We start from the raw sequence: 18,087 nt of genomic DNA, 5'->3' as shown, positions 1-18,087 counted from the left end.
TCATTCGGGAGGCCACCATTCCTGCGGAGGTGGTCATTCCTGTGGCGGTGGTCACTCCTGCGGAGGGGGCTCGTCGTGCGGAGGCGGCGGAGGCTGTGGAGGTTCCAGCTGACGCTCGGAAAGGACCGGAGGAGGGGCTCCCCCCTCTCCTCCTGAAGGCGCTCGTCGGGTCGACCACCCGGCGGGCGCTTTCTGTTCGGCAGGGTGTGATTCCGGTGTGCCGGCTGTCCCAAGATCCGCTTAGGGCGCCCTTGTTGAACGTATGAACAGCCAAGCCCCCCAGGGGATGGAAACAACCCGGTATCCACTCCAAGTTGGGTAAAAACGCTGTGAGCGACATGTACTTCGTGATTCCCTCGCAGTGAGAAGAAGCAGCCCTCGGACCTGAGACCTGACCGTGGCCCATGCCGGCGTCTCTGTCCCTGGCACCTGCTCCGGGGATACCCCCGTCCACCTGTCGATTGTGTGTTTGTGGAGCCCACCCATGCTCACGACCCTCAGTACTGCCTACACCGATACCCGCGCGGCCGATCTGGCGTGGACGCTGGGGCGCGAGCCGCTGCCCGCGCTCGCGGTCCTCGATCTCGAACTCGACGGCGCCAAGCTCCAGATGAGGCTTCTCGGCGCCTCCCACCAGGTGATTCTGGAGGAGGACGGCGGGCTCTGTTCGGAGACCGTCGCCTGCCTTCCGGGAAGCAGCACCCCGTTACCCCTCGGCGTGGCCGAGCGCGTCGGCGACTGGGGGTACGAGTTCGCCGCCTGCGTGGAGACCCTCTCCGCGTGCTCGTTCGCGGGGCGCGCGCAGGAGTTGCTCGCGCTGGTGGCCGACCATCCGAACGGCCTCGCGGGGACGTTCCCCGGCTCGCCGCACGCCTTCACCGCGATGCTGGCGCGCCGCCACGAGGGCCAGGTGCACTGGCGTACCTGGCACGCCTACCCGCAGGAAGGACAGCTGGTGGTCACCCGTACCCGGGTCGGGGTCCGGGTCCCCGCCGAAGCCTCATTGAACCTCTGTGGGTGACGAGTTGGGCGCGTCTCATGGCGTGGCGTCCGCTGCATGATCGACCAGTCCGCACCCCCCGGGACCGAGGCCGCGCGACTCTCCGTACGGCCGCGGACCGGCCGGCTCCTCGTGCTCGGCACCGTCTTCGTCTGCGCGGCCTGCGGACTGGTGTACGAGCTCGAACTGGTCGCGCTCGCTTCGTACTTGATCGGCGACTCGGTCACCCAGGCCTCCGTCGTGCTGTCCGTCATGGTGTTCGCGATGGGCATCGGCTCGCTGCTCGCCAAACGGCTGCGGGTCCGCGCCGCCGTGGGCTTCGGGCTGGTCGAGGCGGCGCTGGCGCTGATCGGCGGTGGCTCGGCGCTGGTCCTGTACGCGTCGTTCGCCTGGGGCGGCGGCTCGCGGTACGCGCTCGTCGGCTTCTCGCTCGCGATCGGGGTGCTGATGGGCGCGGAGATCCCGCTGCTGATGACGCTGATCCAGCGGGTCTCGCAACAGGACGCGGGCGGCACGGTCGCCGACCTGTTCGCCGCGGACTACGTGGGCGCGCTGGTCGGCGGTCTGGCCTTCCCGTTCCTGCTGCTGCCGGTGCTGGGGCAGCTCACCGGGGCGCTGCTCACCGGGACGGTCAACGCGGTGGCGGGCGGGGCGCTGGTGCTGTGGCTGTTCCGGCGCGATCTGACCGTGCGGGCGCGGTGGTGCCTGATCGTCGTGAACGTGCTGGTGCTCGCCGTCCTGGCCACCGCGACGGCGCTGGTCGGTGACTTCGAACAGGCCGCACGGCGTGCGGTGTACGGGCCCCATGTGCGGGTCGCGCTGCAGACCGGTGTCCAGGAGATCGTCCTCACCCGCTCCCGGCACGGCACCCTGAACCTCTTCCTGGACGGCAGGCTCCGGGTCAACGGCCTGGACGAGCGCCGGTACCACCGCGCGCTGGTCGACCCGGCGATGCGCGGCCCGCACCGCGACGTACTGATCCTGGGCGGCGGGGACGGCCTCGCGGCCCGCGAGGTGCTGCGGCGGCGGGACGTGGCGTCGGTGACCGTGGTGGAGCTGGACCCCGGCGTCGTACGGCTGGCCCGTACGGACCCGGGGCTGGCGGCGCTGAACGGTCACGCGTACCGCGACCGGCGGCTGCACGTGGTCACCGCCGACGCGTTCACCTGGCTGCGCTCGCCCCGGCCCCGGTACGACGTGATCGTCTCGGATCTGCCGGATCCCGGGATCACCGCGAGTACCAAGCTGTACTCGCAGGAGTTCTACGGGCTGGTGGCGCGCGTGCTGGCACCCGGCGGCAGGCTGGCCGTCCACGCGGGGCCGGTCGACGCCCGGCCGCACAGCTTCTGGACGGTCGGCGCGACGGTGCGGTCGGCGGGGCTGCGGGCCGTCCCGTACCGGGCGTCGGGCCGCAGACCGGCCTTCGCGGCCGGACCGGACCGGTCGAGCGGGACGACCCGGGCGGCCGACGACTGGGGCTTCGTCCTGGCGGCCCGCGGGGACCCGGACACCGTGCCGCTCGGTACGGGGGCCTGGTCCCGGCCGGCGGTCCGGTGGGACGGGCTGCCGCCGTCCACGCTGGTGCACCCGCGGTACACGCGGTGACGGCCGGGTGAGGGGCGGGTGGGAGTGGCGGTGGTACCGGTGGGGACCGAAAGGCAGACGTGTCGGCTGTGTCTGAGTAGGCTCGACTCCTATGGAGCATGAGGTGTTCGTTCCGGTTCCGGCAGAGTCCGTCCGACGGGTCCTGACGGACCCAGCCCGTGTGGCCCGCTGTGTACCAGGGCTCCAGCTGGACGCGGACGATACGAAGGGCCCGCTCGCGGGTCGGCTGAAGGTTCGCGTCGACGGTCACACGATCACGTACCGCGGAGCGCTGCACCTCGCGGAACGGGACGGCGGCTTCACGATCACGGGCGAGGGCGCGGAGGCCCGCGGGCCGGGTTCGGTGACACTGGCCCTGGAACTCCGGCTGACCGGGACGGACGCGGGCACGACGCTGACGTTCACGGGGACAGCCGGTGGCGAGGGCGGACGCCTGACGGAACTGAGCCCGGAGGCGGCGCTGGCGGCGGCCGGGCGCCTGCTGGACCGGTTCGGGGACCGGGTGGGGGCGGAGGTCGGGGCCGACGCCCCTGCGGATTCGGGTGCGGATTCGGGTGCGGGTGCGGATGCGGATTCCGAGCCGGACTCCGAAGCGGATTCCGGGGCTGGTTCCCGGGCAGGTTCCGAGGGCGATGTCACGCCGTCCGTTTTCGACGCGGAGGTTCCGCCGCCGTCGCTGGACCCGGTGTCCGAGGCGGAGTTCATCCCCGCCGGCGAGCCCCCGCAGGAGGCCGCACACGCCCGGCGCACGATGATCGGCCGCAGCGCCGAGGAGGTCGACCACGCCCCGCCGCGCGGCCGGTACGCCCCTGTGCCCGCCCCGTCGTCCGTCAAGGCGGGGGCGACCCTGCGGTGGGCGGCCCCGGCGGCGGCGCTGGCGCTGGCGTCGGCCGTGGTCGTGGGCCGGGCGCTGCGGCGCCGCCGCTGATCCGGAGCGCCGGACGGGGTTCGGGCGAGGGGATCGGCCGGGTGGCCGGTCGGGACAGCCCTTAGGGTCAAGAGGTGAGTAGCGAAGAGGTCCGGCTCGTCGCCGGCGACGTCGAGTTGACCGTGAGCCCCGAGAACGGGTGCCGTATCCGAAGCCTCCGTATCGGCGGCACCGAACTGCTGCGCCAGGGAGCCAAGTTCGGCTGCTTCCCGATGGTGCCCTGGTGCGGGCGCACCAGGAACGGCCTGTTCAGCAACGGCGGTGAACCGCACCAGCTGCCGCTGAACTCCCCGCCGCACGCCATCCACGGCACCGGCCGCAACACGGCCTGGCGGACGGCCCGCACCAGCGAGGCAGCCGCCGTGTTCACCTACGACCTGGCCGACCCCTGGCCGTACACCGGCCGGGTCACCCAGACCTTCGAGCTGGCCGAGGACTCCCTGACCCTCGCCTTCGGTGTGGAGACGTACGACGACTCGTTCCCGGCGCAGGCGGGCTGGCACCCCTGGTTCAACCGGAACCTCGGTACCGGCGAGGACGTACGGATCGACTTCGAGCCCGCCTGGCAGGAGGAGCGTGGCGACGATCACCTCCCCACGGGCAAGCGGATCGACCCGCTCCCCGGCCCCTGGGACGACTGCTTCGGGATGCCGGACGGTGTCGATGTCACCCTCACCTGGCCGGGGCAGCTGGAGCTGAAGGTGCAGAGCCGCGACGAGTGGGTGGTGGTCTACGACGAGCAGCAGGAAGCGGTCTGTGTCGAGCCGCAGTCCGGCCCGCCGAACGGCCTCAACACCTTGCCCCGCCTGGTGACGCCGATCGATCCGCTGGAGATCGCGACGACCTGGAGCTGGCGCCGCCTCTGAGCCCGGACTGCCGCCGGGCCCGGCCGCTCCGGGCCCGGCGGCCTCTGACCCCGACTGCCCCCCAGCCCGGCGGGGGGTCGGTCCCGTCCGCCTCTGCGGCCGGGCCGCCTCTAAGCTCGGGGGTATGACTGACGTACGCGCTGACCTGCTGCAGCACATCAAGGACAAGGCCGTGGTCCACGGCAAAGTGACCCTCTCCTCGGGGATCGAAGCCGACTGGTACATCGACCTGCGCAGGATCACCCTGGACGGCGTGGCCGCGCCGCTGGTCGGACAGGTGATGCTGGACCTCACCGACGGCCTGGACTTCGACGCGGTCGGCGGCCTGACGCTGGGCGCCGACCCGATCGCGGACGCCATGCTGCACGCGTCCGCAGCCCGCGGAAAGACGCTGGACGCGTTCGTCGTGCGCAAGGCCGCCAAGACCCACGGGATGCAGCGCCGCATCGAGGGCCCGGACATCAAGGGACGCCGGGTCCTGGTCGTCGAGGACACCACCACGACCGGCGGCTCTCCGATGACCGCCGTCGAGGCCGTGCGCGAGGCCGGCGGCGAGGTGGTCGCGGTCGCCACGATCGTGGACCGCAACACCGGTGCGGCCGAGGTCATCGCCAAGGCCGGGGTGCCGTACGTCTTCGCGTACGGACAGGGCGATCTGGACCTCTGAGGCCGGCCGGCACATGAGGGCGGCGATGTCGGAGCGGTAGCAGCGCGTCGGCAGGGGCGGCGTGGTTTCACGTGAAACCACGCCCCTCTTGCACACGTCAAGGCACCACGCCAGGTGGAGCCGCGCCAAGAGTCTGGAAAGATGGGGGCGACGATGAAGTCGCCCCCAGGTCAGGGACCAGTTACGCACACCCGCACATCCCAAGGAGCGGACAGATGCCCATCGCAACCCCCGAGGTCTACAACGAGATGCTCGACCGGGCGAAGGCAGGCAAGTTCGCCTACCCGGCCATCAATGTGACCTCGACCCAGACCTTGCACGCGGCGCTGCGCGGCTTCGCGGAGGCCGAGAGCGACGGCATCATCCAGATCTCCACCGGTGGTGCGGAGTTCCTGGGCGGCCAGTACGCCAAGGAAATGGTCACCGGCTCGGTGGCGCTCGCCGAGTTCGCGCACATCGTCGCCGAGAAGTACCCGGTCACGGTCGCGCTGCACACGGACCACTGCCCCAAGGACAAGCTGGACGGTTACGTACGTCCGCTCCTGGAGGTCTCCCGCAAGCGCGTCGAGGCCGGTCGCAACCCGCTCTTCCAGTCGCACATGTGGGACGGCTCCGCCGAGACTCTCGCGGACAACCTCTCCATCGGCCAGGAACTGCTTGCGCTGGCCTCCGCCGCGAAGATCATCCTTGAGGTCGAGATCACCCCGACCGGTGGCGAGGAGGACGGCGTCAGCCACGAGATCAACGACTCGCTCTACACCACGGTCGACGACGCGCTGCGCACCGCTGAGGCCCTCGGCCTGGGCGAGAAGGGCCGCTACCTGCTGGCCGCCTCCTTCGGCAACGTGCACGGCGTCTACAAGCCGGGCAACGTCGTGCTCCGCCCCGAGCTGCTGAAGGACCTCCAGGAGGGCGTTGCCGCCAAGTACGGCAAGAACGCGCCGTTCGACTTCGTCTTCCACGGCGGCTCCGGTTCCTCCGAGGAGGAGATCGCCACCGCGCTGGAGAACGGCGTCGTGAAGATGAATCTGGACACCGACACCCAGTACGCCTTCACCCGCCCGGTCGTGGACCACATGTTCCGCAACTACGACGGTGTCCTGAAGGTCGACGGCGAGGTCGGCTCCAAGAAGACCTACGACCCGCGCACCTGGGGCAAGGCCGCCGAGGCCGGTATGGCGAAGCGCGTGACCGAGGCCTGCGCGAACCTGCGCTCCACGGGCACCCGCCTCAAGTAACGGGCACTCGCCCGATGCGTGGGACAGCCGCCTCACGCGACGGGCACCTGCCCGTGAGCAATTCCGTACGCCGGGCCCGGTATCCGACGAAGGATGCCGGGCCCGCGTCATGCCCGAGGCCCGAGGGCGTCCGTGCGTTTCGGGATTCTCAGGTCGGTTCGTGATTCTCAGATCAGTCAGAGGGGTGCCGCACATGGAGACGGAGAAGGAGACCGGTATGGAGTACGGGGAGCACCGGACGTACGACTTCGATACGCCCGTCGACCGGCGCGGCACCTGGAGCATCCAGTGGGACGGTGTCGCGGACCGGTTCGGGGTGGACGGGCTGCTGCCGTTCACCATCTCCGACATGGACTTCCGCTCCCCGCCCGAGGTGCTCGCCGCCCTCCAGGAGCGGATCGCCCACGGTGTCTTCGGCTACACGGACTGGCGGCTCGGGGACTTCCGGGCCGCGATACGCGACTGGTACGCGACCCGGTACGACACCGGGATCGACACCGACCGGATCGTGTACGGGCCGTCCGTGCTCAGCCAGCTCTCGCAGCTGTTGCAGATGTGGACGGACGAGGGCGACGGGGTCGTGGTCCACACCCCCACGTACGACGGTTTCACCAAGGCGGTGACCGGTCTCGGCCGGGAGCCGCGCGGCTGCCCGGTGGGTGACTTCGCCGAGCTGGAGCGGCAGCTCGCCCGCCCGGACAGCAAGGTCCTGCTGCTCTGCTCGCCGCACAATCCCACGGGCCGGGTGTGGACCCACGACGAGCTGACCCGCTTCGCGGCGCTCGCCGAGCGGTACGGCGTCGCGGTCATCAGCGACGAGATCCACGCCGATTTCGTGCACGAGGGCCACCGTCATCTGCCCTGGACCCGGTACGGCAGCGGGCGCTGGGCGCTCGTCACGTCCGGCAGCAAGGCGTTCAACTTCCCGGCCCTGACCGGTTCGTACGGCATCATCGGCGACCCGGACGACCGGGCGGAGTTCCTCACCCGCATGGAGAAGGGCGAGGGGCTCGCCTCGCCCGCGGTGCTCTCCCTGACGGCCCACATCACGGCGTACCGGCACGGTGCGGGGTGGCTGGACGCCGTGCGGGCCTACACGGCGGGGAATCTGTCGATGCTCGCGGACCGGCTGCGTTCCGCCTTTCCCGAGCTGGGGTGGGTGCCGCCGCAGGCCGGGTACCTCGCGTGGATCGATCTGCGTCCGCTGGGTGTCGACGAGGCGGCGCTCCAGCGGCAGCTGATCGAGGTCGAGAAGGTGGCGATCATGCCGGGGGCGGTGTACCGGGCCGAGGGGTTCGTGCGGTTGAACGTGGGGTGTGCGCGGTCGAAGGCGGAGGCGGGGGTGGACGCGCTCGTGCGGGCCGTTCGGGCGGTGGCGCCGTAGTCGGGGGCCGCTGCCCCCGGGCCCCTGGTCCTCAAGCGCCGGACGGGCCGGGAATGCCCTCAAGCGCCGGGCGGGCTGGGAATGCCCTCAAGCGCCGGGCGGGCTGAAGGATGCCCTCAATCGCCGGGCGGGCTGAGATTGTGCGGGCTGAAGGGTGCCCTCGAGCGCCGGGCTGGCTGAGGGGTGCGCTCAAGCGCCGCGCGGGCTGAAGGGTGCCCTCAATCGCCGGGCGGGCTGAGATTGTGCGGGCTGAAGGGTGCCCTCAATCGCCGGGCGGGCTGAGATTGTGCGGGCTGAAGGGTGCCCTCGAGCGCCGGGCTGGCTGAGGGGTGCGCTCAAGCGCCGCGCGGGCTGAAAGGTGTCCTCAATCGCCGGACGGGCTGGGATTGGCCGGGTCGGGCTGGGATTGGTCGACTGGGATTGGCCGGGTTGGGGTTGGTCGGGGCGGCTGGGATCGCGTGGGCGTGCGCTGAGATTGGGCGGGCGGGGATCGCGTGGGCCGGGATTGGGCGGGCGGGGATCGCGTGGGCCGGGATTGGGCGGGTTGGGATCGCGGGCTGAGATGGGGCGGGGCCGGGTGGCCGGGAGTGGCCTCCGGCGCCCCGTGGCGGGCGGGCCTTGGTGGGGCAGGCAGACTGTCACTCATGGCCATTCACGAGAATCTGCTCGGGGGACCTCCCCCGACCCGTCTCCCCGACGACCCCGAACCCCGCGAGCTCCTCGCGGGCGGTGCCGCGCCCTCCGACGTGGCGGCGAAGTACCCGACGTCCTCGCTCGCCTGGGCGCAGCTCGCTGACGACGCCTTCGAGCACGGCCGGGTCGTCGAGTCGTACGCCTACGCCCGTACCGGCTACCACCGCGGCCTCGACTCGCTGCGCCGGGCCGGATGGAAGGGCCACGGGCCCGTGCCGTGGGACCACGAGCCGAACCGGGGCTTCCTGCGCGCCCTGCACGCGCTGGCCCGTGCCGCGCAGTCGATCGGCGAGGAGGAGGAGTACGAGCGCTGCACGACGTTCCTGCGTGACTCCTCCCCGGCCGCGGCGGACACGCTGGGCTGAGCGGGGCCGCCGGGCACCGGCGGCACGGTGAAGGGCCGGACACGCTCCGTGTCCGGCCCTTTGCTTCTCTTGCCGCCGGGCGGGAACGGCGCTCATGATGAAGGCTGGGGACCGGGGCCCACCTGTCGACGGAAGGGGCGGACCGCTACCTGGAGCACCATCGAGGAGACAGCGATGTCTACGCCTTCGCACGACCCGGCCCCGAACTCGCACGATCTGGCCCCGAATGCGCACGACCCGGCCCCGAACCTCGATTTCGCGGGCACCACCCCGTACGAGGACTACGTCCAGGCGGATGTCCTCACCCACCTCCAGCATCTGCGCTCCGACGATCCGGGCGAGATGGTCTTCCTGGTCACCACCCAGGTGATGGAGCTGTGGTTCACGGTGATCGTCCACGAGTGGGAGACCGCATCGGCCGCGCTGCGCGGTGACGACCTGCCGGTCGCTCTCGCGGCGCTGAAGCGGTCCACGTACGAGCTGCAGTCCCTGAACGACTCGTGGCGCCCGCTCGCCCAGCTCACCCCGGCCCAGTTCAACGCGTACCGCGGCGCGCTCGGTGAGGGGTCCGGATTCCAGTCCGCGATGTACCGCCGCATGGAGTTCCTGCTCGGCGACAAGTCCGCGTCGATGCTGGTCCCGCACCGTGGTGCCCCGCGGGCGCACGCCGAGCTGGAGAAGGCCCTCCAGGAGCCGAGCCTGTACGACGAGGCGCTGCGGTTCCTCGCCCGGCGCGGCCAGGCGGTGCCCGCCGCGGTGCTCGACCGCGATCCCGCCGGGAAGTACGAGCCCTCGCCCGAGGTCGAGGCGGCCTGGACCGCCGTGTACGCGGGGGCGCAGGACTCCGAGCTGGTCCGTCTCGGTGAGGCGCTGACCGATGTCGGCGAGCTGGTGTGGCGATGGCGGAACGACCATCTGGTGGCCACCCGCCGGGCGATGGGCTCCAAGACCGGTACGGGCGGATCGGCCGGGGTCGCCTGGCTGGAGAAGCGCGCCGCGAAGAACGTCTTCCCCGAACTGTGGACCGCGCGCAGCCATGTCTGAGGCGGAGACGGGCGATACCTGGACCGCTGCCGCGTCGTTGCCGGACCAGTACCCCGTAGCCGCTCGACACCCGGTAGCCGCTCGGCACCCCGTAGCCGCTCGGCACCCGGTACCCACCCCCCGTCCCGCCCAGCCGAAGGACCAGCCGATGTCTCCCGAGCCGGACCTGTCCGCCCTGGCCCGCAAGGCCGAGGCGCTCGACGCCGCCGATGAACTCGCCCCGATCCGCGAGCTGTTCACCCTCGACCCCGACACCGTCTATCTGGACGGCAACTCCCTCGGCGCCCTGCCGCGCCACGTACCGGACCGGATGCGCGAGGTCATCACCCACGAGTGGGGCGCGCTGCGGATCCGGTCCTGGGAGGAGTCCGGCTGGTGGACCGCCCCGGAGCGGATCGGCGACCGGATCGCCCCGCTCGTCGGTGCCGCGCCCGGCACGGTCGTGGTCGGCGACTCGACGAGCGTCAATGTCTTCAAGGCGCTGGTCGCGGCGATCCGGCTGGCGGGCCCCGACCGCGACGAGGTCCTCGTCGACGCGACGACCTTCCCGACCGACGGCTACCTCGCGGAGTCCGCGGCCCGGATGACCTCCCGGCGGATCGTCCCGTACGTACCGGGCGATCCGGTCGGTCCCCGTACCGCCGCCGTCCTGGTCAACCACGCCGACTACCGCACGGGCCGGCTGCACGACCTGCCCGCCGTGACCGCCGCCGTGCACGCGGCGGGGGCGGCCGTCGTCTGGGACCTCTGCCACAGCGCGGGCGCGCTGCCGGTCGGACTCGAAGCGCACGGCGTCGACTTCGCCGTCGGCTGTACGTACAAGTACCTGAACGGCGGCCCGGGTTCGCCCGCCTTCCTCTATGTGCGCCCCGACCTCCAGGCGTCCTTCGACTCCCCGCTGCCCGGCTGGAACTCGCACGCCGACCCGTTCGGCATGACTGCCGGATACGCCCCGGCGGACGGTGTCGTGCGCGGCCGGGTCGGTACCCCCGACATCCTGTCGATGCTGGCGCTGGAGTCGGCGCTCGATGTCTGGGAGGGAGTGACGATCGAGGCGGTGCGGGCCAAATCACTCGTCCTGACGGACTTCTTCCTGGAATGTGTGCGCCTCGAATCTCTGACACCGGTGGTCCACGCGGAGCGCGGCAGCCAGGTGTCGTTGCGGTGCGAGAACGCCGGGGCGGTCATGAAGGAGCTGATCGCGCGCGGTGTCGTCGGCGACTTCCGGCCGCCGGACGTGCTGCGCTTCGGATTCACCCCGCTCTACGTCAGTTTCGGCGATGCACTGCGTGCCGCACGGGTTCTGGGGGAGGTGCTGGGCTGATAGCGTCCCCGCTGGTCAGGGCAGCAGTTCAGCCCGTTGCGAGGAGAGGTTGGAGCCGGATGTCGGACGACGCAGAGGCCGATGCGGTCTTCGCGCACCCTGCGGTGGCGCCCGATGCCACTGCGGCATACGGCGAACACCCGGACCAGGTCGTGGACTTCTACTCCCCGCACGGCGGCGAGGGGGCCGTTCCGCTCGTCGTCGTGCTGCACGGCGGTGTCTGGCGGCAGCGCGTCGACCGGCGGCACATCAGCCCGTTCGCCGGTTTCCTGGCGCGCCGGGGCTTCGCCGTCGCCAGTGTCGAGTACCGGCGCGGCGGCGCGGAGCCGGGCAGTGCGGGCCGCTGGCCGGACACCTTGGACGATGTGGCCGCGGCGCTGGACGCGCTGCCCGTACTCGTACCGGATCTGCTGCCCCGCGCCGACCTGCGGCGGACGGTCCTCGCCGGGCACTCGGCGGGCGGGCAGCTCGCACTGTGGGCCGCCGCCCGGCACGTCCTGCCGCCGGAGGCGCCCTGGCACCGGTCCACGCCGCCCTTCCGCGGGGTGGTCGCGCTGGCGCCGATCGCGCACTTCGGTGTCGCGCGGGAGCTGGACGTGTGCGGGGGCGGGGTGGACCAGTTCCTGTCCGGGGGCGGGAACGAGCTGTGGGCGGACCCGGCGGCGCTCCTGCCCACCGGCGTCGCGACGACGGTGGTGCACGGCCGGCTGGACGCCACGGTCCCGACGCGGGTGACCGACGCGTACGCCGACGCGGCGGCCGGGGAGGGCGAGTTGGTCGGGGTGACGCTGCTCGACGGGGTGGGACACTTCGCGCTGCTCGACCCGGCGGCGGACGCGTGCGCGGTGGTGGTCGCGGAGATCGAGCAACTCGCCTGGTAGGCGGAGCGGGTCGCTTGGCGGACCGAGCAGCTCGCCTGGTGGGCCGGGCAGCTCGTCCGGCGGACCGAGCGACCCGCGTGGTGGACCGGGCAGCACGCCTGGGGCGGACGGGGCGACCCGCCTGGTGGGCCGCGCGGCTCGCCACGGCGTAGCCCTGTGGGCCGCGCGGCTCGCCACGGCGTAGCCCTGTGGGCCGGGCGCCGGGCCCGGTAGTACCTGAGGATGACCCGGCAGGATCCGTACCAGTGCGGACGACCGGGAGCGCCCCGCCGCCTACCGTGATCCGTGTGACCGATACCAACGCCGGGAGCAAGACCCGGATCCCCGAGTCCCGGCTGGCAGCGGGTGCCCTGGCGGGCCTGCGCGAGGACCTGTTCCACGACGCCTTCGCCTACCGCCCGCTCGAACCGTCGGAGACGGAGCCCTGGGTCCGCCGGCTGCTGCCCCGGGGACTGCGGACGTACACGCGCCGGACCCGGCACGCCGTGGTGCTGTGCGCGGCGCTGATCACGGCGGTGCTGGGGTACGACGGCGGGAACGGCGGCCCGATACGGGTGCTGACGGCGCTCCTGCCCGCCGGTGTCGTGGCGATGACGCTGGTCAGGCCGGTCGGTGCCTGGTGGCTCTCGCTGCTGATCGCCCCCTTCGTCTCGGCGTTCGGCAATACCGGCGCCTGGCCCTGGACGGCCGGCCCCTTCCTCGCGCACTTCACGGTGGTGACGGTGGTCGCGGCCAGGTCCCGGCCGCGCACCGCGGGCTGGATGTGGGTGGGAACGGCGGTGTACGGGCTGTTCATCGGGTCGGTCGCCGGGATCGGCCGGTACTCCGACGCCCCGCTGATGCTGTTCCTCACCGGTGTCGCCCTGCTGATCACGACCACGGTGCAGATCCGTCGTGAGGCGCGGCGCGAGGTGACCGTCCAGCGGACCGTCACCGCCATCGAACGGGACAAGCGGACCCTCCTCGAAGAGCGCACCACCATCGCCCGCGAGCTGCACGACGTCGTCGCCCACCACATGTCGGTGGTCGCCATCCAGGCGGAGGCGGCCCCCTACCGGGTCACCGACCCGCCGCCGGAACTGACCAGGGCGTTCGAGGTGATCAGGGAGAACGCGGTCGCGGCCCTGACCGAACTGCGCCGGGTGCTCGGTGTCGTACGGGCGGAGGACTACGAGGCGCCCGACGCCCCGCAGCCCACCCTCGCCGAACTGGACGGGCTGCTCGCCAATGTGCGCGCCGCGGGCCTGACGACCGAGAAGACGGTGACCGGCGCGGTACGTGAACTCCCGCAGGGCGTCGAGCTGTCGGCGTACCGCATCCTCCAGGAGGCGCTGAGCAACGTCCTGCGGCACGCGCCGGGGGCGGCGGCCCGGGTGGAGATCAGTTACGTACTCGGCGGGCTGGGCCTGCGGGTGGTCAACGGCCCGCCGAGCGGCCCGGTCGAGCACGCGCCGGACAAGCCGCCCCCGGCGGGCAGGGAGCACCCCATACCGGGTGCGGGGCACGGCATCACCGGGATGCGGGAGCGGGTCAGCATGCTGAACGGCGAGATGACGGCCGAGGCCACGGAGGACGGTGGCTACGAGGTGGCGGCGTTCCTCCCGGTGCAGCGCTCCGTGGAGGAGTCCGCATGACCGCCGGAACGAATGCCGGAGCGACCGCCGGAACGAATGCCGGAACGAATGCCGGAGCGACCGCCGGAGCGACCGCCGGAGCCCAGGCGGCACCGACCATCAAGGTCCTGATCGTCGACGACCAGATCATGGTCCGCGAGGGTTTCTCGGTCCTGCTCAACGCGATGCCGGACATCGAGGTCGTCGGCGAGGCGGTCAACGGCCTCGAAGCGGTGGCGCAGGTCGCCGCGCTGCGCCCGGACGTCGTCCTGATGGACATCCGGATGCCCGAACTGAACGGCATCGAGGCGACCCGCGAGATCGTGGCGGCGGACGCGTCGGCGAAGGTGCTGGTCCTGACGACCTTCGACCTGGACGAGTACGTCTACCAGGCGCTGCGCGCGGGCGCCTCCGGCTTCCTGCTGAAGGACGCCTCAGCCCGTCAACTGGCGGAAGGCGTACGGGTGGTGGCCTCCGGCGAGGCGCTGCTCGCGCCGACGGTCACCAAGCGGCTGATCATCGAGTTCTCCCGGCTCTCCGACTCCCCCCGGCAGCCGACACTCGCCACGGTGGGGGACCTCACCGAGCGCGAGACGGAGGTGCTCGTCCTGATCGCGCAGGGTCTGTCGAACGGGGAGATCGCCTCCCGGCTGATCGTGGCCGAGTCGACGGTGAAGACCCATGTCAGCCGGATCCTGGTGAAACTGGGGCTGCGCGACCGGACCCAGGCGGCGGTGTTCGCGTACGAGGCGGGGCTGGTCAGGCCGGGGTGACGGTCACTCGGACGAGTGGGAAGGGGCTGGTGTCCGTCCGGTGGGGCTGTGGCCCGTTCACACTGGCTGCCCGCACGTAAGGGGGCGCCGCATGGCGGGCAGGACAGAGCACACGTCACAGATGACGGTCGACGAGTTCGAGCGGATCGCCGAACTCGTCGACCGGGAGTCCGACGCGGTCCGCTTGGAGTTCATCGACGGACGGATCGGCGTCAGAGGCATGACGGACGGGAATCACTCCGAGATCGTCAGGTGGCTGCAGAAGCGGTGCATGCAGCTCCGGCCCGAACTGGGGCTGTACGCAGGTGGCCTGGGTCTGAAGGTCGATTCGCACGGCAACGGCCGGGCGCGTCCGGCCGGTTCCCTCGCCCGGATCGGGAACTTCGCCGGACAGGGGGAGTGGGCCGAACCGGACGGCGTGCTGATGACCGTCGAGATCACCTCGTACGACTCCGACTCCGACTCCGACACCGACCGCCGCGACCGCAAGGAGAAGCCCGCCGCCTACGCGGGCGCCGGGATTCCGCTGTATCTGCTGATCGACCGTGACGCGTGCACGGTGACCGTGTTCAGCGACCCGGACCCGGCGAGCGGTCGCTACCGGGACAAGCACGGGGTGGACTTCGGCGCGAAGCTGAAGCTGCCCGACCCGGTGGGTATCGACCTGGACACCGAGGAGCTCAAGAGCTACATCCGCTGAGCGTCCGTCGGCCGGGTCGCGGCCGGGTGGATCGCCGCCGCCGGCCGGCTCCGGACGGGCCCGCCGCTCAGATCCCCGTCCGGGCCGCGATCCCGTCCAGCACGCAGTCGAGTCCGGTCTCGAACTGCCAGAGCGGGTCGTCCTTGCGCGCGCTCCCCTGGAGCACCTTGCGGTACGTCGGGTACTTGCCGGTGTTCATCAGGTACGTCATCTGCGGGGCCAGCGCTCCGCGTACGTCGTCGCCGCTGGCCCAGCCCTCGGCTGCCATCAGCTGTCGCATCGCGACCTCTGCGTACGCCTGGCCGAGGGTGAAGGAGCTGACGGTGACGAAGACCGCGTGCATCGTGTCCGGGTCGAGGCCGAGGCCGTCCAGCGAGGTCAGTGCCCGCTCCAGTACGGCGAACCGGCCGGGGGTCAGCGCGACCGATGCCCGCGGTGAGGCGAGCTGGCCCAGCCAGGGGTGGGCCAGGACGAGTTGCCGGGTGCCGAGCGCGAGGGCGCGCAGGGTCTCCCGCCAGCCGGTGGCGTCGCCGAAGAGGTCGGCGTCCACGTAGACCCGGTCGATCATCAGCTCCAGCAGTTCGTCCTTGCCGGAGACGTAGCGGTACGCGGCCATGGGGGCCACGCCCAGCTCCGTGGCCAGTCGGCGCATCGTCACGGCGGTGAGCCCCTCGGCGTCGGCGATCCGTACCGCGGCGTCGGCGATCTGCCGGGGGGAGAGCGAGGCGCGGGGCGCGGGGGCCGGGCGGTCGAGCCGTTCCCAGAGGGACTTCTGCCGCTGGGGCTGCGCGTGCTCTTCGGCCGTCATGTGTACAACGTATCAGCGGTGGACGGCGTACGCGCTGGTGTGTACGTTGTACGCATCCCGATACGGCGTACACGCTGCCGACGCGGGCCGAACCCTGGGGGACCCATGAGCGAGAACAGCCCGGCCGATACCCGTACCCGCCCCGGCGAGGACCGTCTGAGCGTCGCGATGATCGTGGCCAGCACCCGCGAGGGCCGGTTCGCCCCCGTCGTGGCCGACTGGATGCGCGGCCATCTCGACCGGCACACCGATCTGGCCGCCGAAACCGTCGACCTGGCCGAGATCCCGCTGCCCACGGTGCTCCCGGCGTTCGGGAGCCCCCCGCCCGCAGGGACCACCGAGGCGCTCGCCGCGATCTCGCCCCGGCTGGCGGCGGCCGACGCGTTCGTGATCGTCACGCCCGAGTACAACCACAGCTACCCGGCGCCGCTGAAGGCCGCCATCGACTGGCACCACACCGAATGGCACGCCAAGCCCGTCGCGTTCGTCTCGTACGGAGGGGTGTCCGGCGGGCTCCGCGCGGTGGAGCACCTGCGGGGGGTGCTGGCCGAGCTGCACGCGGTGACCGTGCGCAACACCGTGAGTTTCCACGGCGGTTGGAGCTGCTTCGACGAGGAGGGGCAGGTCAGGGACCCGGCGAGCGACGCGGCGGCCACCTCGATGCTCGACCAACTCACCTGGTGGGCACACGCGTTGCGTGACGCCAAGGCCGTCCGCCCCTACCAGGGCTGACCGCCATGGACGCACGACTGAGACTCGGTGTCCTCGGGCTGCTGCTCGGCATGTTCCTGGCCATGCTCGACGGCCTCGTCGTCGGGACCGCCCTGCCCACGATCGTGCGCGATCTCGGCGGACTCGACCATCTCTCCTGGGTGGTGACGGCGTATCTGCTCTGCACCGCGGTCGCCACCCCGGTCTGGGGCAAGGTCGGCGATCTGTACGGCCGCAAGGGCGCCTTCCTCGCCGCGGTCGCGCTCTTCCTGGCCGGTTCGATGCTCTGCGGACTCGCGCAGTCCATGGCGCAGCTCATCGCCTTCCGCGCGCTCCAGGGGCTGGGCGCGGGCGGCCTGATGGTCGGTGCGATGGCCGTCATCGGTGTGCTGATCGAGCCGCGCGAGAGCGGGCGCGTCCAGTCGATGATCGGCGTGATCATGCCGGTGGCGTTCATCGGCGGCCCGCTGATCGGCGGGTTCCTCACCGACCGGCTGAGCTGGCGCTGGACGTTCTACGTCAATGTGCCCGCGGGGGCGGCGGCCCTGCTGATCGTCGGCCTGTGCGTTCCGCTGCGCAGCGAGCGGATCAGGGCGCGGATCGACGTCGCGGGCGTCCTGCTGCTGACCACCGGCATCCTGGCGCTCACGCTGCTCGGTACCTGGGGCGGCTCCACGTACGCCTGGTCCTCGCCGCAGATCCTGGCGCTGGGGGCGGTCGGGGTGGCCGCACCGGTCTGGTTCGTACGGGTCGAACGCACCGCGGCCGAACCCGTCATCCCGCCACGCCTCTTCCGCGACCGCAACTTCACCCTCGCCCAGATCCTGAGCTTCCTCTCCGGCGCGGTCATGCTCGGCGTCATGACGTACCTGCCGCAGTACCTGCAACTGGTCGGCGGCGCGGAGGCGACGGAGACGGGGCTGCTGCTGCTCCCGCTGATGTTCGCCATGCTCGCCGTGCAGCTGACGGTCGGCCGGCTGATCAGCCGCACCGGCCGCTACCGCGTCTACCCCCTCCTGGGCGGGGCCGTCCTGACGCTGGGCGCGCTGCTCCTGCTGCTGCTCGGCGCGCACACCGGGACGGTGGTCGCCTCGGCGCTCACCGTCGTGGTGGGGTTCGGCATCGGGTTCCTGATGCAGAGCACGATGGTCATCACGATGAACAGCGCCGAACCGCGTGACATGGGGGCGGCCAGCGGCACCGTCATGCTGCTGCGGACGATCGGCGGCTCGCTCGGGGTTTCGCTGCTGGGCGCGGTGTTCACCTCCCGACTCGGTGGCCGTACGGCGGGCGCCGCGGGCTTCCCGGAGGCGGCGGCGAGCGGGCTGCACGGGGTGGCGGCCGGGTGCGCGGTGCTGGCCGCGGTGGGGTGCGCGGTCGCCTGGTACGTACGGGAGGTGCCGCTGCGCTCGGCCGCACCCCCGGAGGACGCGGCGGCCACGCCGGCCCCGGGCTGAGCGGGACCGGGCTGAGCGGGACCCCCGGCC

17 protein-coding genes are annotated in these 18,087 nt (G+C 71.8%); 16 read left to right on the top strand and 1 reads right to left on the bottom strand.

What is annotated here, in order from left to right; all coding sequences use genetic code 11:
* Positions 1-484: 484 nt before the first annotated feature.
* The 14 genes from OG709_RS16995 (at position 485) to OG709_RS16930 (ending at position 15,081) form a co-directional block, all read left to right on the top strand.
* Positions 485-1,021 carry a DUF2617 family protein gene (locus OG709_RS16995; RefSeq protein WP_250302581.1) on the top strand — a complete coding sequence of 179 codons (537 nt, stop codon included), beginning with the start codon at positions 485-487 and terminating at the stop codon, positions 1,019-1,021.
* Between the two features lie 36 nt (positions 1,022-1,057).
* The gene (locus OG709_RS16990; protein WP_250302583.1) at positions 1,058-2,605 is read left to right on the top strand and encodes a polyamine aminopropyltransferase; all 1,548 of its coding nucleotides are present in this window, start codon (positions 1,058-1,060) and stop codon (positions 2,603-2,605) included.
* A 91-nt stretch (positions 2,606-2,696) separates the two neighbouring features.
* Positions 2,697-3,533 (top strand): SRPBCC family protein, encoded by an 837-nt coding sequence (locus tag OG709_RS16985; RefSeq protein ID WP_250302584.1) that lies wholly within the window; start codon positions 2,697-2,699, stop codon positions 3,531-3,533.
* 74 nt (positions 3,534-3,607) lie between these two features.
* Positions 3,608-4,399 carry an aldose epimerase family protein gene (locus OG709_RS16980; RefSeq protein WP_250302586.1) on the top strand — a complete coding sequence of 264 codons (792 nt, stop codon included), beginning with the start codon at positions 3,608-3,610 and terminating at the stop codon, positions 4,397-4,399.
* Between the two features lie 124 nt (positions 4,400-4,523).
* The gene (pyrE, locus tag OG709_RS16975; RefSeq protein WP_250302588.1) at positions 4,524-5,066 is read left to right on the top strand and encodes an orotate phosphoribosyltransferase; all 543 of its coding nucleotides are present in this window, start codon (positions 4,524-4,526) and stop codon (positions 5,064-5,066) included.
* A gap of 215 nt (positions 5,067-5,281) precedes the next feature.
* A complete protein-coding gene (gene fbaA / locus OG709_RS16970; protein ID WP_250302591.1) occupies positions 5,282-6,304 on the top strand; it encodes a class II fructose-bisphosphate aldolase in 1,023 nt (340 codons plus the stop codon).
* Positions 6,305-6,497: 193 nt separating this feature from the next.
* On the top strand, positions 6,498-7,688 hold the full coding sequence (locus OG709_RS16965; RefSeq protein ID WP_250302592.1) for a MalY/PatB family protein: 1,191 nt from the start codon (positions 6,498-6,500) through the stop codon (positions 7,686-7,688).
* 644 nt (positions 7,689-8,332) lie between these two features.
* Entirely contained in the window at positions 8,333-8,746 is a 414-nt protein-coding gene (locus OG709_RS16960) for a DUF3151 domain-containing protein (RefSeq protein WP_250302594.1), read from the top strand.
* Positions 8,747-8,920: 174 nt separating this feature from the next.
* A complete protein-coding gene (locus OG709_RS16955; RefSeq protein WP_266642115.1) occupies positions 8,921-9,790 on the top strand; it encodes a tryptophan 2,3-dioxygenase family protein in 870 nt (289 codons plus the stop codon).
* 148 nt (positions 9,791-9,938) lie between these two features.
* Entirely contained in the window at positions 9,939-11,114 is a 1,176-nt protein-coding gene (locus OG709_RS16950) for a kynureninase (protein WP_374211309.1), read from the top strand.
* A 59-nt stretch (positions 11,115-11,173) separates the two neighbouring features.
* Positions 11,174-11,995: an alpha/beta hydrolase family protein gene (locus tag OG709_RS16945; protein WP_250302598.1), complete on the top strand. Its 822-nt coding sequence runs from the start codon at positions 11,174-11,176 to the stop codon at positions 11,993-11,995.
* A gap of 278 nt (positions 11,996-12,273) precedes the next feature.
* A complete protein-coding gene (locus OG709_RS16940; RefSeq protein ID WP_443068540.1) occupies positions 12,274-13,629 on the top strand; it encodes a sensor histidine kinase in 1,356 nt (451 codons plus the stop codon).
* Positions 13,626-14,381 carry a response regulator transcription factor gene (locus OG709_RS16935; protein ID WP_329166785.1) on the top strand — a complete coding sequence of 252 codons (756 nt, stop codon included), beginning with the start codon at positions 13,626-13,628 and terminating at the stop codon, positions 14,379-14,381. The genes OG709_RS16940 and OG709_RS16935 overlap by 4 nt, the downstream gene beginning before the upstream one ends.
* 91 nt (positions 14,382-14,472) lie before the next feature.
* Complete coding sequence (locus tag OG709_RS16930; RefSeq protein WP_266642120.1) at positions 14,473-15,081, top strand: Uma2 family endonuclease; 609 nt, start codon at positions 14,473-14,475, stop codon at positions 15,079-15,081.
* A 67-nt stretch (positions 15,082-15,148) separates the two neighbouring features.
* On the opposite strand, the gene OG709_RS16925 is transcribed toward OG709_RS16930, so the two are convergent.
* The gene (locus tag OG709_RS16925) at positions 15,149-15,889 is read right to left on the bottom strand and encodes a TetR/AcrR family transcriptional regulator (protein ID WP_250302603.1); all 741 of its coding nucleotides are present in this window, start codon (positions 15,887-15,889) and stop codon (positions 15,149-15,151) included.
* A 105-nt stretch (positions 15,890-15,994) separates the two neighbouring features.
* On the opposite strand from OG709_RS16925, the gene OG709_RS16920 reads away from it, so the two are divergent.
* Together OG709_RS16920 and OG709_RS16915 are read left to right on the top strand one after the other, a co-directional pair.
* Entirely contained in the window at positions 15,995-16,621 is a 627-nt protein-coding gene (locus tag OG709_RS16920; RefSeq protein ID WP_326694501.1) for an NADPH-dependent FMN reductase, read from the top strand.
* A gap of 5 nt (positions 16,622-16,626) precedes the next feature.
* On the top strand, positions 16,627-18,057 hold the full coding sequence (locus OG709_RS16915; protein WP_250302606.1) for an MDR family MFS transporter: 1,431 nt from the start codon (positions 16,627-16,629) through the stop codon (positions 18,055-18,057).
* Positions 18,058-18,087: the final 30 nt, after the last annotated feature.

Origin of the sequence: Streptomyces sp. NBC_01267 (assembly GCF_036241575.1) — a bacterium.
GTDB lineage: Bacteria > Actinomycetota > Actinomycetes > Streptomycetales > Streptomycetaceae > Streptomyces.
This window is presented reverse-complemented; position numbering and strand designations above follow the sequence as displayed.

What these genes read in the sequence shown, in the direction of transcription:
- OG709_RS16995 (WP_250302581.1), top strand. Translation starts at nt 485, where the DNA reads ATGCTCACGACCCTCAGTACTGCCTACACCGATACCCGCGCGGCCGAT.
- OG709_RS16990 (WP_250302583.1), top strand. Translation starts at nt 1,058, where the DNA reads ATGATCGACCAGTCCGCACCCCCCGGGACCGAGGCCGCGCGACTCTCC.
- OG709_RS16985 (WP_250302584.1), top strand. Translation starts at nt 2,697, where the DNA reads ATGGAGCATGAGGTGTTCGTTCCGGTTCCGGCAGAGTCCGTCCGACGG.
- pyrE (WP_250302588.1), top strand. Translation starts at nt 4,524, where the DNA reads ATGACTGACGTACGCGCTGACCTGCTGCAGCACATCAAGGACAAGGCC.
- fbaA (WP_250302591.1), top strand. Translation starts at nt 5,282, where the DNA reads ATGCCCATCGCAACCCCCGAGGTCTACAACGAGATGCTCGACCGGGCG.
- OG709_RS16965 (WP_250302592.1), top strand. Translation starts at nt 6,498, where the DNA reads ATGGAGACGGAGAAGGAGACCGGTATGGAGTACGGGGAGCACCGGACG.
- OG709_RS16960 (WP_250302594.1), top strand. Translation starts at nt 8,333, where the DNA reads ATGGCCATTCACGAGAATCTGCTCGGGGGACCTCCCCCGACCCGTCTC.
- OG709_RS16955 (WP_266642115.1), top strand. Translation starts at nt 8,921, where the DNA reads ATGTCTACGCCTTCGCACGACCCGGCCCCGAACTCGCACGATCTGGCC.
- OG709_RS16950 (WP_374211309.1), top strand. Translation starts at nt 9,939, where the DNA reads ATGTCTCCCGAGCCGGACCTGTCCGCCCTGGCCCGCAAGGCCGAGGCG.
- OG709_RS16945 (WP_250302598.1), top strand. Translation starts at nt 11,174, where the DNA reads ATGTCGGACGACGCAGAGGCCGATGCGGTCTTCGCGCACCCTGCGGTG.
- OG709_RS16935 (WP_329166785.1), top strand. Translation starts at nt 13,626, where the DNA reads ATGACCGCCGGAACGAATGCCGGAGCGACCGCCGGAACGAATGCCGGA.
- OG709_RS16930 (WP_266642120.1), top strand. Translation starts at nt 14,473, where the DNA reads ATGGCGGGCAGGACAGAGCACACGTCACAGATGACGGTCGACGAGTTC.
- OG709_RS16925 (WP_250302603.1), bottom strand. Translation starts at nt 15,889, where the DNA reads ATGACGGCCGAAGAGCACGCGCAGCCCCAGCGGCAGAAGTCCCTCTGG.
- OG709_RS16920 (WP_326694501.1), top strand. Translation starts at nt 15,995, where the DNA reads ATGAGCGAGAACAGCCCGGCCGATACCCGTACCCGCCCCGGCGAGGAC.
- OG709_RS16915 (WP_250302606.1), top strand. Translation starts at nt 16,627, where the DNA reads ATGGACGCACGACTGAGACTCGGTGTCCTCGGGCTGCTGCTCGGCATG.